We start from the raw sequence: 15,621 nt of genomic DNA on the forward strand, positions 1-15,621 counted from the left end.
GGTGCGGTCACCGTGCGGTGACCGCACCTCGGCCGGTGCTCGTGCCGTCCCCGTGACCGTAACCCGGTGGCCGGGGGGCCCGGGCCACCCCGTGACCGCAACCCGGTGGCCGGGGGCCCGGGCCGCTCCGGTGGAAGACGGTCATCCCCCAGCCCCGGCCGAGGGCCGCTTCCACCACGGCCGTCCCGCGGACTCCGTACCGCCCAGCACCGGAGGCCCCATGGAAGCGACCGTGCAGGTCTGGGCGGCGGAACGGAACGGAACGGAACGGGACCCGGCTCCCGGCGGACGGGACGGGTGAAGGTCAGCGCCCGGTCGGCGGGGTGTACTTGTAGCCGACCCGCCGGACCGTCTGGATCGCCTTGCGGTGCTCGGCGCCCAGCTTGCGGCGCAGCCGGGCGACATGGACGTCGACGGTCCGGCCGTCGCCGACATGGCCGTACCCCCACACCGTGGTCACCAGCTGGTCGCGGGTGTGCACCCGGTGCGGGTGGGCCACCAGATGGGCCAGCAGCTCGAACTCCAGATACGTGAGGTCCAGCTCCGCGCCGCGCACGAGGGCGGTGCGGCGCACGGTGTCGATCCGGATCAGCGGCTCGGGCACGGCCGCCTCGGCCTCGGGCGCGGCCTCCGGTGCGACGAGGGCGTCCGGGACCGCGACCGGCAGGAACGGCGGCTGCTGATCGGCCGGGACCAGCAGCAGATAGCCGACCATCGGGGGACGGCCGGGCAGGGTGGGCAGGGTGTGGGCGGGAGCCGGGAGCCAGGTGGCGCCGGGCGGCAGCAGATCCGCCGGGTCGAGCACCTCGTCCCGGTCGACGGCCCGCAGCCGGTGCCGGGTGCCGGGCGCGGCGGCGGGAGAGGCGGCGGAGGACAGCGGGTGGGGCAGTGGAGCGGGGTTCGCCATGAGAGGTCAGCTCTTTCGCGCGAGAGGTCCGTCGGGGACGTACGTCGTGTCGCGCAGGCCGGGGGCCGGGAGGTACGGCGTCAGCGGGCCGGCGCGGTGGCGGCGCGGCAACACTCCCGGTCGAAATCGTCGTGCTGACGGGAAGGCCAGAACGGCTCAAGGTCATGGCGACCCGGCGCGGTGAGGTTCTGGAAGCTGGCCATGGGCCCATTGAAGCAGATACGCCCGCGCGAACGGACCCTTCTCTCACGGCTCGGACACCCACGCGTCCGAAAAACAGACGGTCCACCGCCACTGTTTGCCGAGCCTTGGACTCCGGTTAGGCGAAACGTTTCGAACTCGCGGGTTGTGAGGGCGTCCGCGATCTCGCGCGGGCACGGGTGAGGGGCGTCCACCGACGCGCGACGCGGTGGACGCCCCTCACACGGATGCGGGCGGTACGGGTGGTACGGGCGGTGCGGGTACTACGGGTACCACGGGTACTACGGGTACCACGGGTACTACGGGTGGTACGGGGCTCAGACCTGCCCGGCCTTCTCCAGCGCCGAGCAGCAGGTGTCGACGAGCAGCCGGGTCACCACGTACGGGTCGACGTTGGCGTTGGGGCGGCGGTCCTCGATGTAGCCCTTGCCGTCCTTCTCGACCTGCCACGGGATGCGCACCGAGGCGCCGCGGTCGGAGACGCCGTAGCTGTACTCGTTCCACGGGGCGGTCTCGTGCAGGCCGGTGAGGCGGTCGTCGATGCCGGCGCCGTAGTGCTTGACGTGGTCGAGCGGCTTGGAGCCCTCGCCGAGGGACTCACAGGCGGTGATGATCGCGTCGTACCCCTCGCGCATCGCCTTGGTGGAGAAGTTGGTGTGCGCCCCGGCGCCGTTCCAGTCGCCCTTGACCGGCTTGGGGTCGAGGGTGGCGGTGACGCCGAAGTCCTCGGCGGTGCGGTAGAGCAGCCAGCGGGCCACCCACAGCTGGTCGGAGACCTCCAGCGGGGCCAGCGGGCCGACCTGGAACTCCCACTGGCCGGGCATGACCTCGGCGTTGATGCCGGACAGGCCCAGGCCCGCCTTCAGGCAGTTCTCCATGTGGGCCTCGACGATCTCGCGGCCGAAGATCTCATCGGCGCCGACCCCGCAGTAGTAGCCGCCCTGCGGGGCGGGGAAGCCGCCCTCGGGGAAGCCCAGCGGACGGGCGCCGTCGAAGAAGGTGTACTCCTGCTCGATGCCGAAGATCGACTCCTGCGCGGCGAACTTGGCGGAGACCTCGCTCAGCGCGGCGCGGGAGTTGGAGGCGTGCGGCGTCATGTCCGTGTTCAGGACCTCGCACAGCACCAGGATGTCCTCGCCGCCGCGCAGCGGGTCGGGACAGGTGAAGACCGGCTTGAGCACACAGTCCGAGGAACGGCCCTCGGCCTGGTTGGTGGAGGACCCGTCGAAGCCCCAGATCGACAGCGCGTCCAGACCGGCGGGCGAACCCTCGATGATCTTCGTCTTGGAACGCAGCTTGGCCGTCGGCTCGGTGCCGTCGATCCAGATGTACTCAGCCTTGAAGGTCACGGGTCTCTTCTTTCGGATGGGTCCGGCGTGGTGCGGGTGATGCGGTCGCGGCGCTGCGGCACTGGGGCGCCGCCGTTACCACCCGAGCCTGTCAACAGGGGGTTTCCCGGTCGTTGCCCGAATGTGAACCCCGTGTTACTCGGCTCCCGGCTCCGCGGCGGCTTCCCGTACGCCCTCCAGGAACCCCCGGATCGCCGCCAGCTCCCGCTCGTCGTACCCGCTCAGCAACTCCACCGCGCGCTCGATCAGCGGCCCGAAGAACGACCACCCCAGCTCCACCGCGCGGGCGTCGATCTGCACGACGACCCTGCGCCGGTCCCGTGTACCGCGCACCCGCCGGACATGCCCGGCCCGCTCCAGCCGGTCCACCAGAGCGGTCGTCCCCGCGGAGTTCAGCCCCAGCGCGGCGCCCAGTTTCCCGGCGGTCGGCTCCTCGCCCGCGCGGGCCGCGTCCATGAGCGCGATCAGCGCGCGCACGTCCGTCGGATGCATACCGTTGCGGCTCGCGAAACGGGCACTGTGCGACCCCAGTTCGACGGTCACCGCCCGCAGGAGATGCACGATCTCCATCCCGCCCGCCGCTTCCGCACTCGGCACGGCAGCCCTCCTCGACTATCATCTCGCTGCACAAGAATCTCGCTCAACGAGATAATAGACGAGATGGTTGAGGGAAGCGGACGCGGACGACGGACAGGGGACGCGGATGAGGAGCACCGACGGCGGCGGCACGCGGAACGGAGCCGACCGGAACGGATACAACCGGGACGCCTTTCTGCGCGCCTACGACAAGGTCCTGGCCAAATGGCCCGCCGACCGCACATCGACGCAGGTCACCACCCCTTTCGGAGTGACGTACGTCCAGGTCTGCGGTCCGCGTGACGCACCACCGCTGGTGCTGCTGCCGGGCGGGGGAGCGACCTCCGTGAGCTGGTTCGCGCAGGCGGGGGAACTGGCGCGAAGCCATCGCGTGTACGCGCCCGACCTGATCGGGGACGTGGGGCGCAGTGCCGGGGACGCGGGGCGCGATATCGCAGACGCCGGGGACGAGGCCCGCGGTGCCGGGGACGCGGGCCGCGGTACGGCGTCCGGCGAGCGCCGCATCCGTACGGTCGCCGATCTGACGGCCTGGCTGGACGCGCTGCTGGACGGGCTGGGCGTGACGGCCGGACCGACGGCCCTGGGCGGACACTCGTACGGCGCCTGGATCGCCCTGCACTACGCCCTGCACGCGCCCGCCCGCGTGAACCGGCTGTTCCTGCTCGACCCGACGCAGTGCTTCGCCGGGTTCCGTCCGGCGTATCTGCTGCACGCCCTGCCGATGCTGCTGCGCCCGGCACCGCACCGGGTGCGGGCCTTCCTGGCGTGGGAGACCGGGGGAGCGGTGCTCGACCCCGACTGGCTCGCGCTCCAGGAGGCGGGCGCGGGATTCCCCGCCGCGAGGCCGGTGACGGGACCCCGCCCGGCCGCCGAGGCACTGCGCGGCCTGGACGTGCCGGTCCTGCTGCTCCTGGCCGGGAACAGCAGGACCCATGACCCGTCCCGGGTGGCGGCCAGGGCGGGGGCGGTGCTGCCGCGCGCGCGGACGGTCGTGCTCCCGGGCGTCTCCCATCACGCGCTGCCGCACGCGGCTCCACCGGAACTGGGCCGCCGTATCGGCGAATTCCTGGGCGGGCCCGGAGTGTCGGCGGGACCCGGCGAATCCCACGACCCCACCGGATGATCTACCGGCTGGTCGACCTCACCCTGCCCCTCACCCTCACCCCACCCTCTCGATCAGCGCGCGGCGGATCAGGAACTTGCCGGGCTCGCGGACCTGTTCGAAGGCGGCGTTGTTCAGCAGGGCGCAGCTGCCCGAGACCGAGGTGACCTCGACGGTCGTGGACTTGTTGTTGTCCAGGTTGGTGACCTTGAGCCGGGTGCCCGCCGGGAACTGGTTGCTGGAGGCCGCCGGGGCGCCGCCCTCGCCGGAGAGGGTGACGGTGGAGCCGTTGCACACCTGCAAGCCGGAGGCGGCGGGCGGGTCGTCCGCCGGGGGCGCGGTGCTGACGGGCGGGGCCGTGTTCGCCGGGGGCGCGGTGCTCGCGGGCGGTGCGGGGGGCGCCGCGGCCTGGGAGTCCTGAGCCGACTCCCCGACCTGGCACCCCGACGCCGCCTGCTGGCGCCTGATCTCCTCGATGACCGCCAGCCGGTTGGCGATCCGCGCCTCGGACTGCGCGTCCGGGTCGGCCCGCTGGTCGGCGATGAACCGCTCGTTGTTGCCGAGCGCGACGGCCTTCCCCCGGCAGACGGCCGAGTCGGCGGCGCTCTGGGCGGCGTTCGAGGTGGCGGCCAGGGTGAAGGCGCCGCCGCCGGCCACGGCCGCCGCGCTCACCAGCAGCGCGATCTTCTTCTTCGTACTGAGCGTTCTCCTGCGCGACATTCGCGCCTCCTGGGAGGTCGGGGAGCGTACGCCGCTATGTACGAGGCCCCGGACGGAGTTGCTCAGCGGTTGCCCGACCCTTCCGAAGTAACGTGCGTCACAGCGAAGTTGAGCCAAGTGCCGCTCAGCGCCGGGACAGCGCGTCCCGTACCGCCTCCTCGGTGCGGCCGATGACGGCGGTGCCGTCGTCGGCGGTGATGAGGGGCCGCTGGATCAGCTTCGGATGCGCGGCGAGCGCGGCGATCCACCGCTCGCGCGACGAGGCGTCCCGGGCCCACTCCCTCACCCCCAGCTCCTTGGCGGCGGCTTCCTGGGTGCGGGTGATGTCCCAGGGTTCGAGCCCGAGCCGGTCGAGTACGGCCCTGATCTCGTCCGCGCCGGGCACATCCTCCAGATACCGGCGGACCGTGTACTCGGCCCCCTCGGCGTCGAGCAGTTGCAGGGCGCTACGGCACTTGGAACAGGCCGGATTGATCCAGATCTCCATGGGCGCAACGGTACGCGGAGCAGCATCTGTTCGATTTTCTGCCGCGTGTCGTGAGTCTGCTGCGACGGCCGGGAATCAGGGGGCAATTCCCGTGTCCACCTGGCCTTTTGACATACTTGGCGGGCTCGCTGATTGTCAGTGCCGGACGGTAGAATGGAGGCACTTGTTCGAGGGGATCGCGGGGGCGGCCACAGCCTCCGGGGTGCTCTTGCCGCGACAGGAGGATGCCTGTGCCCGCTGCCGCACTGAAGCCGAAGCCGTTGCCGACCCAGTCCACCGCCCGGCGGTCCGTGCCGCTGGAGCTGCCGTACGCGCCCGTGCCGAAGCGCCCGCTGCCGCCGGGACGGCCCCGCCACTGGTACATCACGCACAATCGCCGGCTGAAGGCGATGCGCCTGGCCATCGCCCTGCTCGACTCCGGCGTCCACCTGCCCGACCAGGCCCGCAACGAGACGATCCGGAGCACGGCGGAGCTGATCGGCGTCCATCCGCCGTCGGACACGACGTGCCACATGGTGCGGGCGTTCATGCGCTACAACCGGTGAGCCGGTGGCGCCGGGCACCGCCGCGCGACGGCGACGCCCGGCGCCAGCCTCACGCGTACCGCTCGACGCCCCCCCGCACATACCCCTCAAGCCGCTCGCCCAGCACCTCCGCCGTCAGATCCGTGCGTCCCAGCTCCCGCCAGGGGCCCGCCAGTTTCGCCGCGTCCGGGGTGTGGGCGAGGGCGTCCAGGAGCCGCCAGTACAGCTGGTCCGGGCCGTCGGCGAGGGGGCGTCCGCCCTGGGCGGTGTACCGGTCGGCGAAGGCCAGCCCGTGCTCCGGGCCGTACAGCAGGGCGAGCGCCGTGGAGCAGTGGGCCACGTCCAGATCGGCGGGACCCCACGACGTCTCCACCCAGTCCACCACCCCACTGATCCGCGTCCGGGCTCCCGCCCCCTCGAACAGCACGTTCCCCGGATGGAAGTCCCGGTGCAGGAAGCAGCCCTCGTACGCCGGCGGCTCGGCGCGGATGACGTCCACGGCCCGCTCCCACAACGCGCCCGGCGCGGCCGTGACCCGCTCCGGGGACGTCCACGCCTGGTACGGCCGGGGCCGTTCGTCCGGCACGACCGCGTGGATCCGGGCCAGCAGGCCCGCGAGCAGCTCCGTACGCCGTTCCAGTTCCGGCGCCCCGGCGTGGTCGATCCGGACCCGGCCCGGCAGCAGGGTCATCAGCAGGGACGGGTGGTCGCAGCGCTCGGCCGCCGGGTCCACCGCGATCAGCTCGGGCGCCGGGATGTCCGGCCGCCCGGCGAGCAGCCCGAGCACGGATGCCTCCCGGGCCAGCAGGCCCGGCGCGTGCCTACGGAAGAAGGGCTTCACGAAGGTACGCAGGACCAGGCCGCCGCCGTGGCCATTTCCGTTGCCGTGGCCATCCCGGTTGCCGTGGCTGTGGCCATCCCGGCTGCCGTTGCCACCGCCGTCCCCGTCGGCCTCCCCGGTGCCGTCGTCGAGGTTGCCGTCGTCGAGAGTGAGCGCCCGCAGCTGTGAGCTGAAGCCGCCCCGCAGCGCGCGGGTCCCGGTCACCTGCCGCCCCTCGGGGAGCTGTGTGCGCAGCCAGGCGCGGGTCGCGGTCCAGCCGCCGTCGCCGTACCCGTCGAGCACGGCGGTCACCAACTCCCGGCGGGCGTCGGCGTGGTCGCGGAACCACGCGCCCAGGAAGTGGTCCGCGTCCGGCAGTTCGAGACGGGTGAACTGGGCCCTGGCGGCGAGCGCGTCCTGGACCGCGTCGGTGACGGCCCCCGGAATGATCGCGTCCGCGCCGGGGACCGCCAGCACGGCCCGCCCCGCGTACCGGCGCAGCGCGTCCAGCGCGGGGGAGGTGCGCCAGCTGCCCGGGGTGCGGATCAGCCGGGTGAAGGGGCCGTCGCCGTCATCGAACGGGAGGTTCCAGGCGTCGGCCGCGTAGACCGCCGGCGCGCACAGGGCGAGGGCCGCGACCCGGTCGCCGTAGTGCCCGGCGAGGTCCGCCACCGTCTGGCCGCTCATGCTGAAACCGACCAGGATCAGCGGGGACCCCGCCGGGACCCGCGCGTCGATCACGTCCACCGCCTGCGCGAACCGGCGCCGCAGGCTCAGCTCCCGCAGCTCACCCGAGCTGCCCCCGTGCCCCGAGAAGTCGAACGCCAGCGCGCCGCAGCCCCGCCCCGCGAACTCCGCGAGCAGCGGACGCAGCCGCTCCTTGCTGCCGGAACCGGCACCGTGGAGGAGGACCGCGGTGGGCGGCTCGGGAGCGGCACCGGGCCCGGTGAGATACGGCGGTGCCGCGGCGAGGTGGGTGACGGCGAGCCGCTCGGGCGGGGTGCCGGCGGTGCCGGTGACGTCGTGGGAGAAGTCGTCGGGGGAGAGCGGGGGTTCGGCCATACGGTCATTCACTCACGGACGCCGGGCACCCTCGGCCCTCCGCCCCCGCCTCCACCTCGGCCACCACCTCGGCCTCGGCCTCCGGTCGGTCACCCGGCCTTGTCGGCCCCCGACGCTCCCGGTGTCTTCTGCGCCTCCGGCGCCTTCGGGGTTGCCCGCACCGCCGCCGCCAGCATCTCCCGGAGATGCTCCTCGTCCGCCTGGCTGAGGGACGTCTGGACCAGCTGCCCGCCGAACCCGGCGATCTCCGGGATCACCTTGTCCGCGGCGGCCTGCTTGACCAGGACGAACAGCGCGGCGGCGCCGGGCCGCAGATTCTGGCTGAGGTCCTTCATGAAGGTGTCGTTGATGCCGGTGTCGGTGAGCGAGCCGCCCGCCGCCCCGGCCGCCGCGCCCACCGCCGCACCGAGCAGCGGGACCAGGAACAGCAGCCCGATCACCCCGCCCCAGACGGCACCACCGGCCGCGCCGACCGCGGTGTGGTTGACGGCCTGGTGCAGCTTGATCCTGCCGTCCTCCCGACGCTCCACGACCACCGCGTCCTCCAGCTCGACCAGATGCTGCTTCGACAGGTCGAACAGCTTCGCGCGCACCTGGTTGGCGGTGGTGAGGTCGTTGTAGGCGACGACGAAGAGATTGCTCATACGGAACTCCCGAACATGCGCGGAGACAATGATCTGATGGTGAGATATGTCGCGTATGGGTGGATTGGTCCGGAGTGAACTCTAGGACGGAGGGCGGGGAGCCGCACCCTGGGTGACGCACCCCGAGTGATCACCGGCGCGGGGACCGGCGCGGGGACCGCCCGGCTACAGCGTGGGTGCCCCCCAGAGCGGAAACCAGCGGCCGAGATCCTGCTCGATCCGCAGATCCTGGGCGAGTAGCGCCTTCATCTGGAGTTCGAGCGCGCTGTCCCGCCGCTGCCCGCCACCCGGCAGCGGGGCGAACGGATAGAAGGTGCCTCTCTTGTAGAGATAGACGAGTGCCAGGCGCCGCCCGTCCGCCCGGCGCTCGAACCCGGCCAGCGAGCACAGCAGCTGCGGCCCGAAGCCGTTGACCTCCATGGAGCTGTTCACCGCGTGCAGGTCGTTGACCAGCTGGGACAGATCATCGGGGGTGCGGCGGGAGACCAGCCAGGAGTAGCCGAAGTCGTCCCGGAGCAGCTCCACCGGCGACCCCGCGCGGTCCGTGTCCGCGTCCAGCAGCGCCTGCACCTCCCGGTGGGTCTGCTCGAACGCCTCGCCCTCGACGGTCGCGAAGCACACCGCGCCCTGACCGGTCGGGGTGAAACCCGCCGCGGCCTCCAGGGTCACCGCCGCCGACGGCAGCGCGAAGAGCTGGTCGAGATCGGGCTGGACCGGCTTGCTCCGACCCAGCAGGATGTCCAGCAGCCCCATGCTCACCTCGCGTTCCCGGGCAGCGCGGGCTCACCCAGCTCCGCGGAGATCCGCGCCAGCTGCTCCAGCCGCTGCTCCAGGCTGGGGTGCGTGGAGAACACCCGGGCCAGTCCGGGGCCGGAGCCCAGGGCCGGGGTGAAGTAGAAGGCGTTGAACGCCTGGACCGTGCGCAGATCCTTGGTCGGGATCCGGGCGAGGTCGCCGTCCACCTTGGTGAGGGCGGAGGCCAGCGCCGAGGGCCGCCCGGTGAGCAGCGCCGCCGCGCGGTCCGCGGCCAGCTCCCGGTACCGGGACAGGGCCCGGATCAGCAGGAAGCTGATGGCGTACACCGCCAGCGAGACCCCCATCACGGCCGCGAGGATCATGGCCGTGTTCTGGTCCCGGCGCCCGCCGAAGACCTGGGAGTAGAAGGCGAACCGCATCACCAGTCCGGCGATCACCCCGAGGAACGAGGCGATGGTGATCACCGCCACGTCCTTGTGCGCCACGTGCGACAGCTCGTGCGCGAGGACGCCCTCCAGTTCGGCCGGGTCCAGGCGGCGCAGCAGCCCGCTGGTCACACACACCACGGCGTTGTCGGCGTTGCGGCCGGTCGCGAACGCGTTCGGCATGTCCAGTGAGGAGACGGCGACCACCGGTTTCGGCATGTCGGCCATCGCGCAGAGCCGGTCCACGACAGCGTGCAGCTCGGGATATTCCTCGCGCTCCACGACCCGGCCCCGCATCGCGAACAGTGCGATCCGGTCCGAGAACCAGTACTGCGCCCCCATCAGCCCGGCCGCCACGACCACGACCAGGACCCACGACTTCAGGAGCACGATCAACGCGGCGACGAACGCCACGTACAACAATCCGAGCAGGAACAGCGTGACCATCATCCGGACGGTCAGCCGCCGGTCACTGCGGAAGCGACTTTGCATTCTGTACCACCCCGCACTACACCGCGGACAGGGCGTTCGCCCTACTGTCCAGTGTGCACCTGTCCGTCCCATACGACGGTCGCGATCAGCCCAGGGACCTGCAAAGGCTCCGTTCACCCGAGATCAATAAGCCCAGCGTGAACGCGTCAGAACGGCGCCCGGAATCCGACGTACCCGAGCAACAGGATCAAGGCACCGAGCCCACCGACCACGATGACCACGGACCTCCAGGGGGACCGCCCCCCGCGCCGCCTGAGCCGCAGCTTCCACCGCCGCCGCCCCTTGGGTTCCGGCCGGAACGGCACCGCCCCGGGCGGAGCCTCCTTCCACCGCGCGGCCAGCATCCGCGCGCGGGCCGACGGCTCCTTGTGCTCGGCGGCAGCGGCCCACCGAAAGTCGTACTCCTCGGGCTCCCGCCCGTCCCGACCGCGCTCGGCCATCTCCCGGTCCACCCCCGTGTCCCAGTCCCGTGGCCTCCCTCACCGAAGCCCTCAAATAGAACATACGCCCGTGCCCCACCGTCCGCCTGGACGATGGGGCACGGGCGCATCACGCCTCGGTCGGGACAGCACCTCACTGCGGTGCGGACGGCGTCGGTCTTCGCGGCCTGGACGGCGGGGCGGCGTCCGCCCTTGTTGCCCTTGGCTTCGGCGGTGCGCAGTCCGTCGTAGGTCAGCTCGTGCTGGAGGCCGCCCGCGGCGGCGTGTCCCGTGAGCAGGGGGCGCCTGTGCGCAGGTTGGATGAGGCGCCGTCGATGACGGAGTCGAGCCTGTCGCGGGTCTCGGTGAGATCCGCGATGCGCTGGTCGAGGTGGTCGCGTTCCGTGGCCAGGCGCTGGAGGAGTTCAGGGGTGGCCTTGCCCTCGATGACGCAGGGCGTCAGCTCGGCGATGGCCTTGCTGCCCAGTCCGGCGGCGTACAGCCGGCGGATGAGGTGTATCCGGTCGACGGCGGTTTCCGCGTAGTGGCGCTGGCCGCTGCCGCTGCGCTCGGCGGTGAGCAGGTTCTGTTCCTCGTAGTACCGCAGCGCCCGGGTGGTGACTCCCGTGCGCTGGGCGAGTTCCCCGATCCGCACATCTGCCCCTTCTTGCGTGTTCCGCATCACACGCATTTGCCTTTCACGTCAACGTCAAGTTTTACGGTAGCTGACGCGCCCGTTGGCGGGCGAATGATCCTGCCAGATCCCTTATCGGGGTGAGGTGAATGACGAACGGACGGTATGTCCATGAGTGAGGACACTGCACCGGCCCGGCGGGTGATCGGTGTCGAGGAGCACGCCTGGACCCCGGAACTGCGCCGCGCCCTGCTGCGGTGGGGCGGTGACGCGACCGTCAACAAGATGAGCAGCCGGGGGGAGGTGAACCTGCGCCTGCTCGACGTCGGCGAGGAATGCCTGGCCCGCATGGACGCCAGCGGCGTGGACATGGAGGTTCTGTCCATCACGACGCCCGGGACCCAGCCCCTGCCACCGCAGGTCGCCGATCGTTTCGCGGTCTTCGCCACGCTGCCCACCTCCGATCCCCAGGCCGCCGCCGCGGAACTCGACCGAGCGGTCACCGGACTGGGACATGTCGGGGCGATGCCTTTCCGTGAACGGGCGAGATCTTCCTCGACCACGCCGGCTTCCGGCCCGTCTTCGAAGCCGACGCCCACCTCGGTGTGCCGCTGTGCATTCACCCGGCCATGCCGCCCCGAAAGCTCATCGACACCGCCTGCAGCGGCTTCGACGAGATGACGGGCCTGCTGCTGTCCACCGGAGGATGGGGATGGCACTCCGAGGTCGGTCCGGCGACGCTGCGCCTGATTCTCGCCGGGACCCTGGACCGGCACTCGGACCGTGCCGATCTGCTCAGCACCGCCGCCCCGCACCTGCAACGCCGCGTCCTGGACCACATCACCGGCAACCTCGCCGTCACCGCCGGTGGCCTCTACAGCCCGGCGGCGGGTGCGATGCCCTACGGCGCCCCCACAACAGTCGACGGCCCGGACCACCGGGGTCTCGGCGGCGTCGACTCCCGCGGCGCGTTGGGCGGGCCGGGCCGCGCCCGCGCCTTCGTCGACCACGCCCCGCTCGACGAGCGCGGCCGGGACAAGCTCGGCCACCTCAACGCCGAACGCGTCCTCCACCTCCCGCGGCCCGCCACCTCCTGAAAGGCGACACACACATGACCACGCACCCCACCACCGCCCTCACCCTCACCGGCTCCGCCCCCACCGCGACCGTGTCCGTCAAACCGCTCGTGCTGAGCGCACCATGGCGCGGCGAGGATCTGCACGTCCGCGTCACCGCCCCCACCACCGGCACCAGCCTGCCCGTCGTGCTCTTCGCCCACGGCTTCGGCTCCGACCTGGACGGCTACGCCCCGCTGGTCGATCACTGGGCCGCCGGCGGTTTCGTCGTCGTCCAGGCCACCCACCTGGACTCCAAGCGGCTCGCCCTGCCCGCCGACGACCCCCGCCGGCCCCGGATGTGGCGCTACCGCGTCCAGGACATACGGCACCTCCTCGACCACCTCACCACCTTGGAGGCGAGCGTGCCGGGGCTGGAGGGCCGCATCGACCACAGCCGTATCGTGGCGGCCGGGCACTCCTTCGGCGGCCAGACCGCCGGCATCCTGGTGGGCCTGCGCGTCACGGACCCGGACACCGGCGCCGCCGAGGACCTGTCCGATGCCCGGGTCATGGCCAGCATCCAACTGGCCACCGCAGGCAAGGGCGGCGACGAACTGACCCCCTTCGCCCGCGACAGCCTTCCCTGGCTGCGCGACCAGGACTTCTCCCACATCACCGCCCCCGGCCTCGTCGTCGCCGGCGACAAGGACGACCTCCCGCTCACCACCCGAGGCCCGGCCTGGACGACCGACCCCTACACCCTCAGCCGAGGCAGGAAGAGCCTCCTGACCGTCCATGGCGGCGAGCACTTCCTCGGCGGTATCTCCGGCCACCAGGCAGCCGAGACCACGGACGAGAACCCCGACCGGGTCGCCCTCGTCCAGCAGGTCACCCTCGCCTACCTGCGTCACATCACCGGAATCGACCACACCGACTGGAACAAGGCCCGAGCGGCCCTCACGAACCACCCCCTGGGGCACCTCGAAACCAAGTGACCCCACCACGCGCAGCCGCGTGTCCTGGCTGTCCTTCTTGCGCCCAGCGGATGACCGGGATATGTCCGCTCACCCCCCCCGCCGCCGTCATCACGGCGGCGCGCGGGGCGCGGCCACGTCCAGGTCCGCGCCGGGCCGGCGCCGCCATCCGGTTCGGCGGGATCTGCGACAACTGGGTCACCGGCCCGGCCCACTACTCCGGCAACCACCGTACAGAGCCCGAAAATCCAGCGAGGGCCGCTGCTCCACAACTCGGAGTAGCGGCCCTCGCTGGACTGTCGGTCATCGGTCACAGCCTGTCGCAGAGCTTCAGGACAGGGTGTCCGGCCTCGCTCTTTAGACGTCGAAGTACAGCTCGAACTCGTGCGGGTGCGGACGCAGTTGGAGCGGAGCGATCTCGTTGGCGCGCTTGAAGTCGATCCACGTCTCGATCAGGTCGGACGTGAAGACGTCGCCCGCGAGGAGGAACTCGTGGTCGCGCTCCAGGGAGTCCAGGACGGCCGGGAGGGAGGTGGGGACCTGGGCGACGTTCGCGTGCTCCTCGGGAGCCAGCTCGTAGAGGTCCTTGTCGATCGGCTCGGCCGGCTCGATCTTGTTCTTGATGCCGTCCAGGCCCGCCAGGAGCAGGGCCGAGAAGGCGAGGTACGGGTTGCCGGAGGAGTCGGGCGCGCGGAACTCGACGCGCTTGGCCTTCGGGTTGGAGCCCGTGATCGGGATACGCATGGCCGCGGAGCGGTTGCGCTGCGAGTACACCAGGTTGATCGGCGCCTCGAAGCCCGGGACCAGCCGGTGGTACGAGTTCACCGTCGGGTTGGTGAAGGCCAGCAGCGACGGGGCGTGCTTGAGGATGCCGCCGATGTAGTAGCGGGCCATGTCCGACAGGCCCGCGTAACCGGCCTCGTCGTAGAACAGCGGGTCGCCGCCCGTCCACAGCGACTGGTGGACGTGCATGCCCGAGCCGTTGTCACCGAAGATCGGCTTCGGCATGAAGGTCGCGGTCTTGCCGTTGCGCCAGGCCACGTTCTTCACGATGTACTTGAAGAGCTGGAGGTCGTCGGCCGCGGCGAGCAGCGTGTTGAACTTGTAGTTGATCTCCGCCTGCCCGGCGGTGCCCACCTCGTGGTGCTGGCGCTCGACCTTGAGGCCGGAGCGGTCCAGCTCCAGGGAGATCTCGGCGCGCAGGTCGGCGAAGTGGTCGACCGGCGGGACCGGGAAGTAGCCGCCCTTGTAGCGGACCTTGTAGCCGCGGTTGCCCTCCAGCGCACCGGTGTTCCAGGCGCCCGCCTCGGAGTCGATGTGGTAGAAGGACTCGTTCGCCGAGGTGGCGAAACGGACCGAGTCGAAGACGTAGAACTCCGCCTCCGGGCCGAAGTACGCGGTGTCGGCGATGCCCGTCGACGCCAGGTACGCCTCCGCCTTCTTCGCCACGTTGCGCGGGTCACGGCTGTACTGCTCGCCGGTGATTGGGTCGTGGATGAAGAAGTTGATGTTGAGGGTCTTGTCCCGGCGGAACGGGTCCACGCGGGACGTGGTCAGGTCCGCGCGCAGCGCCATGTCCGACTCGTGGATGGCCTGGAACCCCCGGATCGACGAGCCGTCGAACGCCAGCTCCTCGTCCGGGTCGAACGCCTCGACAGGCACCGTGAAGTGCTGCATGACGCCCGGGAGGTCGCAGAAGCGGACGTCGATGAACTTGACCTTCTCGTCCGCGATGAACTTCTTGGCCTCGTCGGCGTTCTGGAACATCCAGCTCCTCCTACTCCCGACCGTGCCGCCGGGGTGGTTGATCGTTCGTGCGGCCAGTGCGGGTGGCACACGCCGACCTCGACCCTAGGGAGGCGTGATTTCTCAGGCGTGACCCATTTGTTTCGCTGAAGTTAACCGGGCGCGTTGTCCACCCTAGTACCGACACACCCCGCCGTCGCTGCCCGATATGCGGTCCGAGTACCGTGGTCGGGTGGACAACAGGCAAGCAATCGGATCATGGCTGTCCGGCCCGCGCGCTGCCCTGGAGGAGGACGGAGCCGACTTCGGCTACCGGGGCGAGCAGCTCGGTCTGCCCGAGTCCGGACCGGGTTCCCTCGCCCGTCCGGGGCGGCGGCTGGGCGCGCTGCTGCTGGACTGGGCCCTCTGCTTCTTGATCGCATACAGTCTGATCACGGACGGCTACGATCCGGCCTCGACCAGTAACTGGACGTTGCTGGTCTTCTTCGTGCTCGGTGTGCTCACCGTCGCCACCCTCGGCTTCACCCCTGGCAAGCGCCTGTTCGGCCTGCGGGTCGTCGCGCTCGACACCGGCACCGTCCACCCCGGCCGCGGCCTGCTGCGCACGGCCCTGCTCTGCCTCGCCGTCCCCGCCCTCATCTGGGACCGCGACGGCCGCGGCCTGCACGACCGGGTGGCCCGCACGGTCGAGGTCCGGATCTAGC

General features: G+C 71.3%; 19 protein-coding genes. 6 read left to right on the plus strand and 13 right to left on the minus strand.

Annotated elements, in window-relative coordinates; translation table 11 throughout:
• Window positions 1-304: 304 nt before the first annotated feature.
• The 4 genes from ACFRFC_RS17895 to ACFRFC_RS17910 form a co-directional block, all read right to left on the minus strand.
• A complete protein-coding gene (locus ACFRFC_RS17895; RefSeq protein ID WP_382686337.1) occupies window positions 305-907 on the minus strand; it encodes a winged helix-turn-helix domain-containing protein in 603 nt (200 codons plus the stop codon).
• Between the two features lie 80 nt (window positions 908-987).
• Entirely contained in the window at window positions 988-1,110 is a 123-nt protein-coding gene (locus tag ACFRFC_RS17900; RefSeq protein ID WP_382686339.1) for a hypothetical protein, read from the minus strand.
• A 315-nt stretch (window positions 1,111-1,425) separates the two neighbouring features.
• Complete coding sequence (gene glnII, locus ACFRFC_RS17905) at window positions 1,426-2,457, minus strand: glutamine synthetase (protein ID WP_382686341.1); 1,032 nt, start codon at window positions 2,455-2,457, stop codon at window positions 1,426-1,428.
• A 135-nt stretch (window positions 2,458-2,592) separates the two neighbouring features.
• Window positions 2,593-3,027 carry a MarR family transcriptional regulator gene (locus ACFRFC_RS17910; RefSeq protein WP_382686466.1) on the minus strand — a complete coding sequence of 145 codons (435 nt, stop codon included), beginning with the start codon at window positions 3,025-3,027 and terminating at the stop codon, window positions 2,593-2,595.
• A 133-nt stretch (window positions 3,028-3,160) separates the two neighbouring features.
• On the opposite strand from ACFRFC_RS17910, the gene ACFRFC_RS17915 reads away from it, so the two are divergent.
• Window positions 3,161-4,177 (plus strand): alpha/beta fold hydrolase, encoded by a 1,017-nt coding sequence (locus ACFRFC_RS17915; RefSeq protein WP_382686344.1) that lies wholly within the window; start codon window positions 3,161-3,163, stop codon window positions 4,175-4,177.
• Window positions 4,178-4,213: 36 nt separating this feature from the next.
• Here the strand turns inward: ACFRFC_RS17915 and ACFRFC_RS17920 are convergent, their stop codons facing one another.
• Together ACFRFC_RS17920 and ACFRFC_RS17925 are read right to left on the minus strand one after the other, a co-directional pair.
• Window positions 4,214-4,876, minus strand: coding sequence for a hypothetical protein (locus tag ACFRFC_RS17920; protein ID WP_382686345.1), 663 nt, complete (start codon window positions 4,874-4,876; stop codon window positions 4,214-4,216).
• A gap of 124 nt (window positions 4,877-5,000) precedes the next feature.
• Window positions 5,001-5,363, minus strand: coding sequence for an arsenate reductase family protein (locus ACFRFC_RS17925; RefSeq protein ID WP_382686348.1), 363 nt, complete (start codon window positions 5,361-5,363; stop codon window positions 5,001-5,003).
• 230 nt (window positions 5,364-5,593) lie between these two features.
• On the opposite strand from ACFRFC_RS17925, the gene ACFRFC_RS17930 reads away from it, so the two are divergent.
• Window positions 5,594-5,908, plus strand: a complete 315-nt coding sequence (locus tag ACFRFC_RS17930) for a hypothetical protein (protein ID WP_382686350.1) — start codon at window positions 5,594-5,596, stop codon at window positions 5,906-5,908.
• A 49-nt stretch (window positions 5,909-5,957) separates the two neighbouring features.
• On the opposite strand, the gene ACFRFC_RS17935 is transcribed toward ACFRFC_RS17930, so the two are convergent.
• The 6 genes from ACFRFC_RS17935 to ACFRFC_RS17960 all read right to left on the minus strand — a co-directional run bounded on the left by ACFRFC_RS17935 (window position 5,958) and on the right by ACFRFC_RS17960 (window position 11,160).
• The gene (locus tag ACFRFC_RS17935) at window positions 5,958-7,769 is read right to left on the minus strand and encodes an alpha/beta fold hydrolase (RefSeq protein WP_382686352.1); all 1,812 of its coding nucleotides are present in this window, start codon (window positions 7,767-7,769) and stop codon (window positions 5,958-5,960) included.
• 89 nt (window positions 7,770-7,858) lie between these two features.
• Window positions 7,859-8,413 carry a DUF1269 domain-containing protein gene (locus tag ACFRFC_RS17940; protein ID WP_382686355.1) on the minus strand — a complete coding sequence of 185 codons (555 nt, stop codon included), beginning with the start codon at window positions 8,411-8,413 and terminating at the stop codon, window positions 7,859-7,861.
• Between the two features lie 165 nt (window positions 8,414-8,578).
• Window positions 8,579-9,166 (minus strand): hypothetical protein, encoded by a 588-nt coding sequence (locus ACFRFC_RS17945; RefSeq protein ID WP_382686468.1) that lies wholly within the window; start codon window positions 9,164-9,166, stop codon window positions 8,579-8,581.
• A gap of 2 nt (window positions 9,167-9,168) precedes the next feature.
• A complete protein-coding gene (htpX, locus tag ACFRFC_RS17950; RefSeq protein WP_382686358.1) occupies window positions 9,169-10,086 on the minus strand; it encodes a zinc metalloprotease HtpX in 918 nt (305 codons plus the stop codon).
• 146 nt (window positions 10,087-10,232) lie between these two features.
• Window positions 10,233-10,526 (minus strand): hypothetical protein, encoded by a 294-nt coding sequence (locus tag ACFRFC_RS17955; RefSeq protein ID WP_382686360.1) that lies wholly within the window; start codon window positions 10,524-10,526, stop codon window positions 10,233-10,235.
• A gap of 232 nt (window positions 10,527-10,758) precedes the next feature.
• Window positions 10,759-11,160, minus strand: coding sequence for a MerR family transcriptional regulator (locus ACFRFC_RS17960; RefSeq protein ID WP_382686363.1), 402 nt, complete (start codon window positions 11,158-11,160; stop codon window positions 10,759-10,761).
• Between the two features lie 150 nt (window positions 11,161-11,310).
• Between ACFRFC_RS17960 and ACFRFC_RS17965 the strand changes: the two genes are divergently transcribed.
• From ACFRFC_RS17965 to ACFRFC_RS17975, 3 genes are read left to right on the plus strand one after another with little or no spacing between them, the layout of a single operon-like run.
• Window positions 11,311-11,820, plus strand: a complete 510-nt coding sequence (locus ACFRFC_RS17965) for a hypothetical protein (protein ID WP_382686365.1) — start codon at window positions 11,311-11,313, stop codon at window positions 11,818-11,820.
• Window positions 11,769-12,236 carry a hypothetical protein gene (locus tag ACFRFC_RS17970; protein ID WP_382686368.1) on the plus strand — a complete coding sequence of 156 codons (468 nt, stop codon included), beginning with the start codon at window positions 11,769-11,771 and terminating at the stop codon, window positions 12,234-12,236. Before ACFRFC_RS17965 ends, ACFRFC_RS17970 begins: the two co-directional genes overlap by 52 nt.
• A gap of 14 nt (window positions 12,237-12,250) precedes the next feature.
• A complete protein-coding gene (locus ACFRFC_RS17975; RefSeq protein ID WP_382686370.1) occupies window positions 12,251-13,192 on the plus strand; it encodes an alpha/beta hydrolase family protein in 942 nt (313 codons plus the stop codon).
• A gap of 336 nt (window positions 13,193-13,528) precedes the next feature.
• Here ACFRFC_RS17975 and glnA read toward each other — a convergent pair whose 3' ends face one another.
• The gene (gene glnA, locus ACFRFC_RS17980; RefSeq protein ID WP_382686372.1) at window positions 13,529-14,938 is read right to left on the minus strand and encodes a type I glutamate--ammonia ligase; all 1,410 of its coding nucleotides are present in this window, start codon (window positions 14,936-14,938) and stop codon (window positions 13,529-13,531) included.
• A 211-nt stretch (window positions 14,939-15,149) separates the two neighbouring features.
• Here glnA and ACFRFC_RS17985 point away from each other — a divergent pair, with 211 nt between their 5' ends.
• Window positions 15,150-15,620, plus strand: a complete 471-nt coding sequence (locus ACFRFC_RS17985) for an RDD family protein (RefSeq protein WP_382686375.1) — start codon at window positions 15,150-15,152, stop codon at window positions 15,618-15,620.
• Window position 15,621 lies beyond the last annotated feature (1 nt).

This window comes from Streptomyces sp. NPDC056734 (genome assembly GCF_042790455.1).
Lineage (GTDB): Bacteria > Actinomycetota > Actinomycetes > Streptomycetales > Streptomycetaceae > Streptomyces.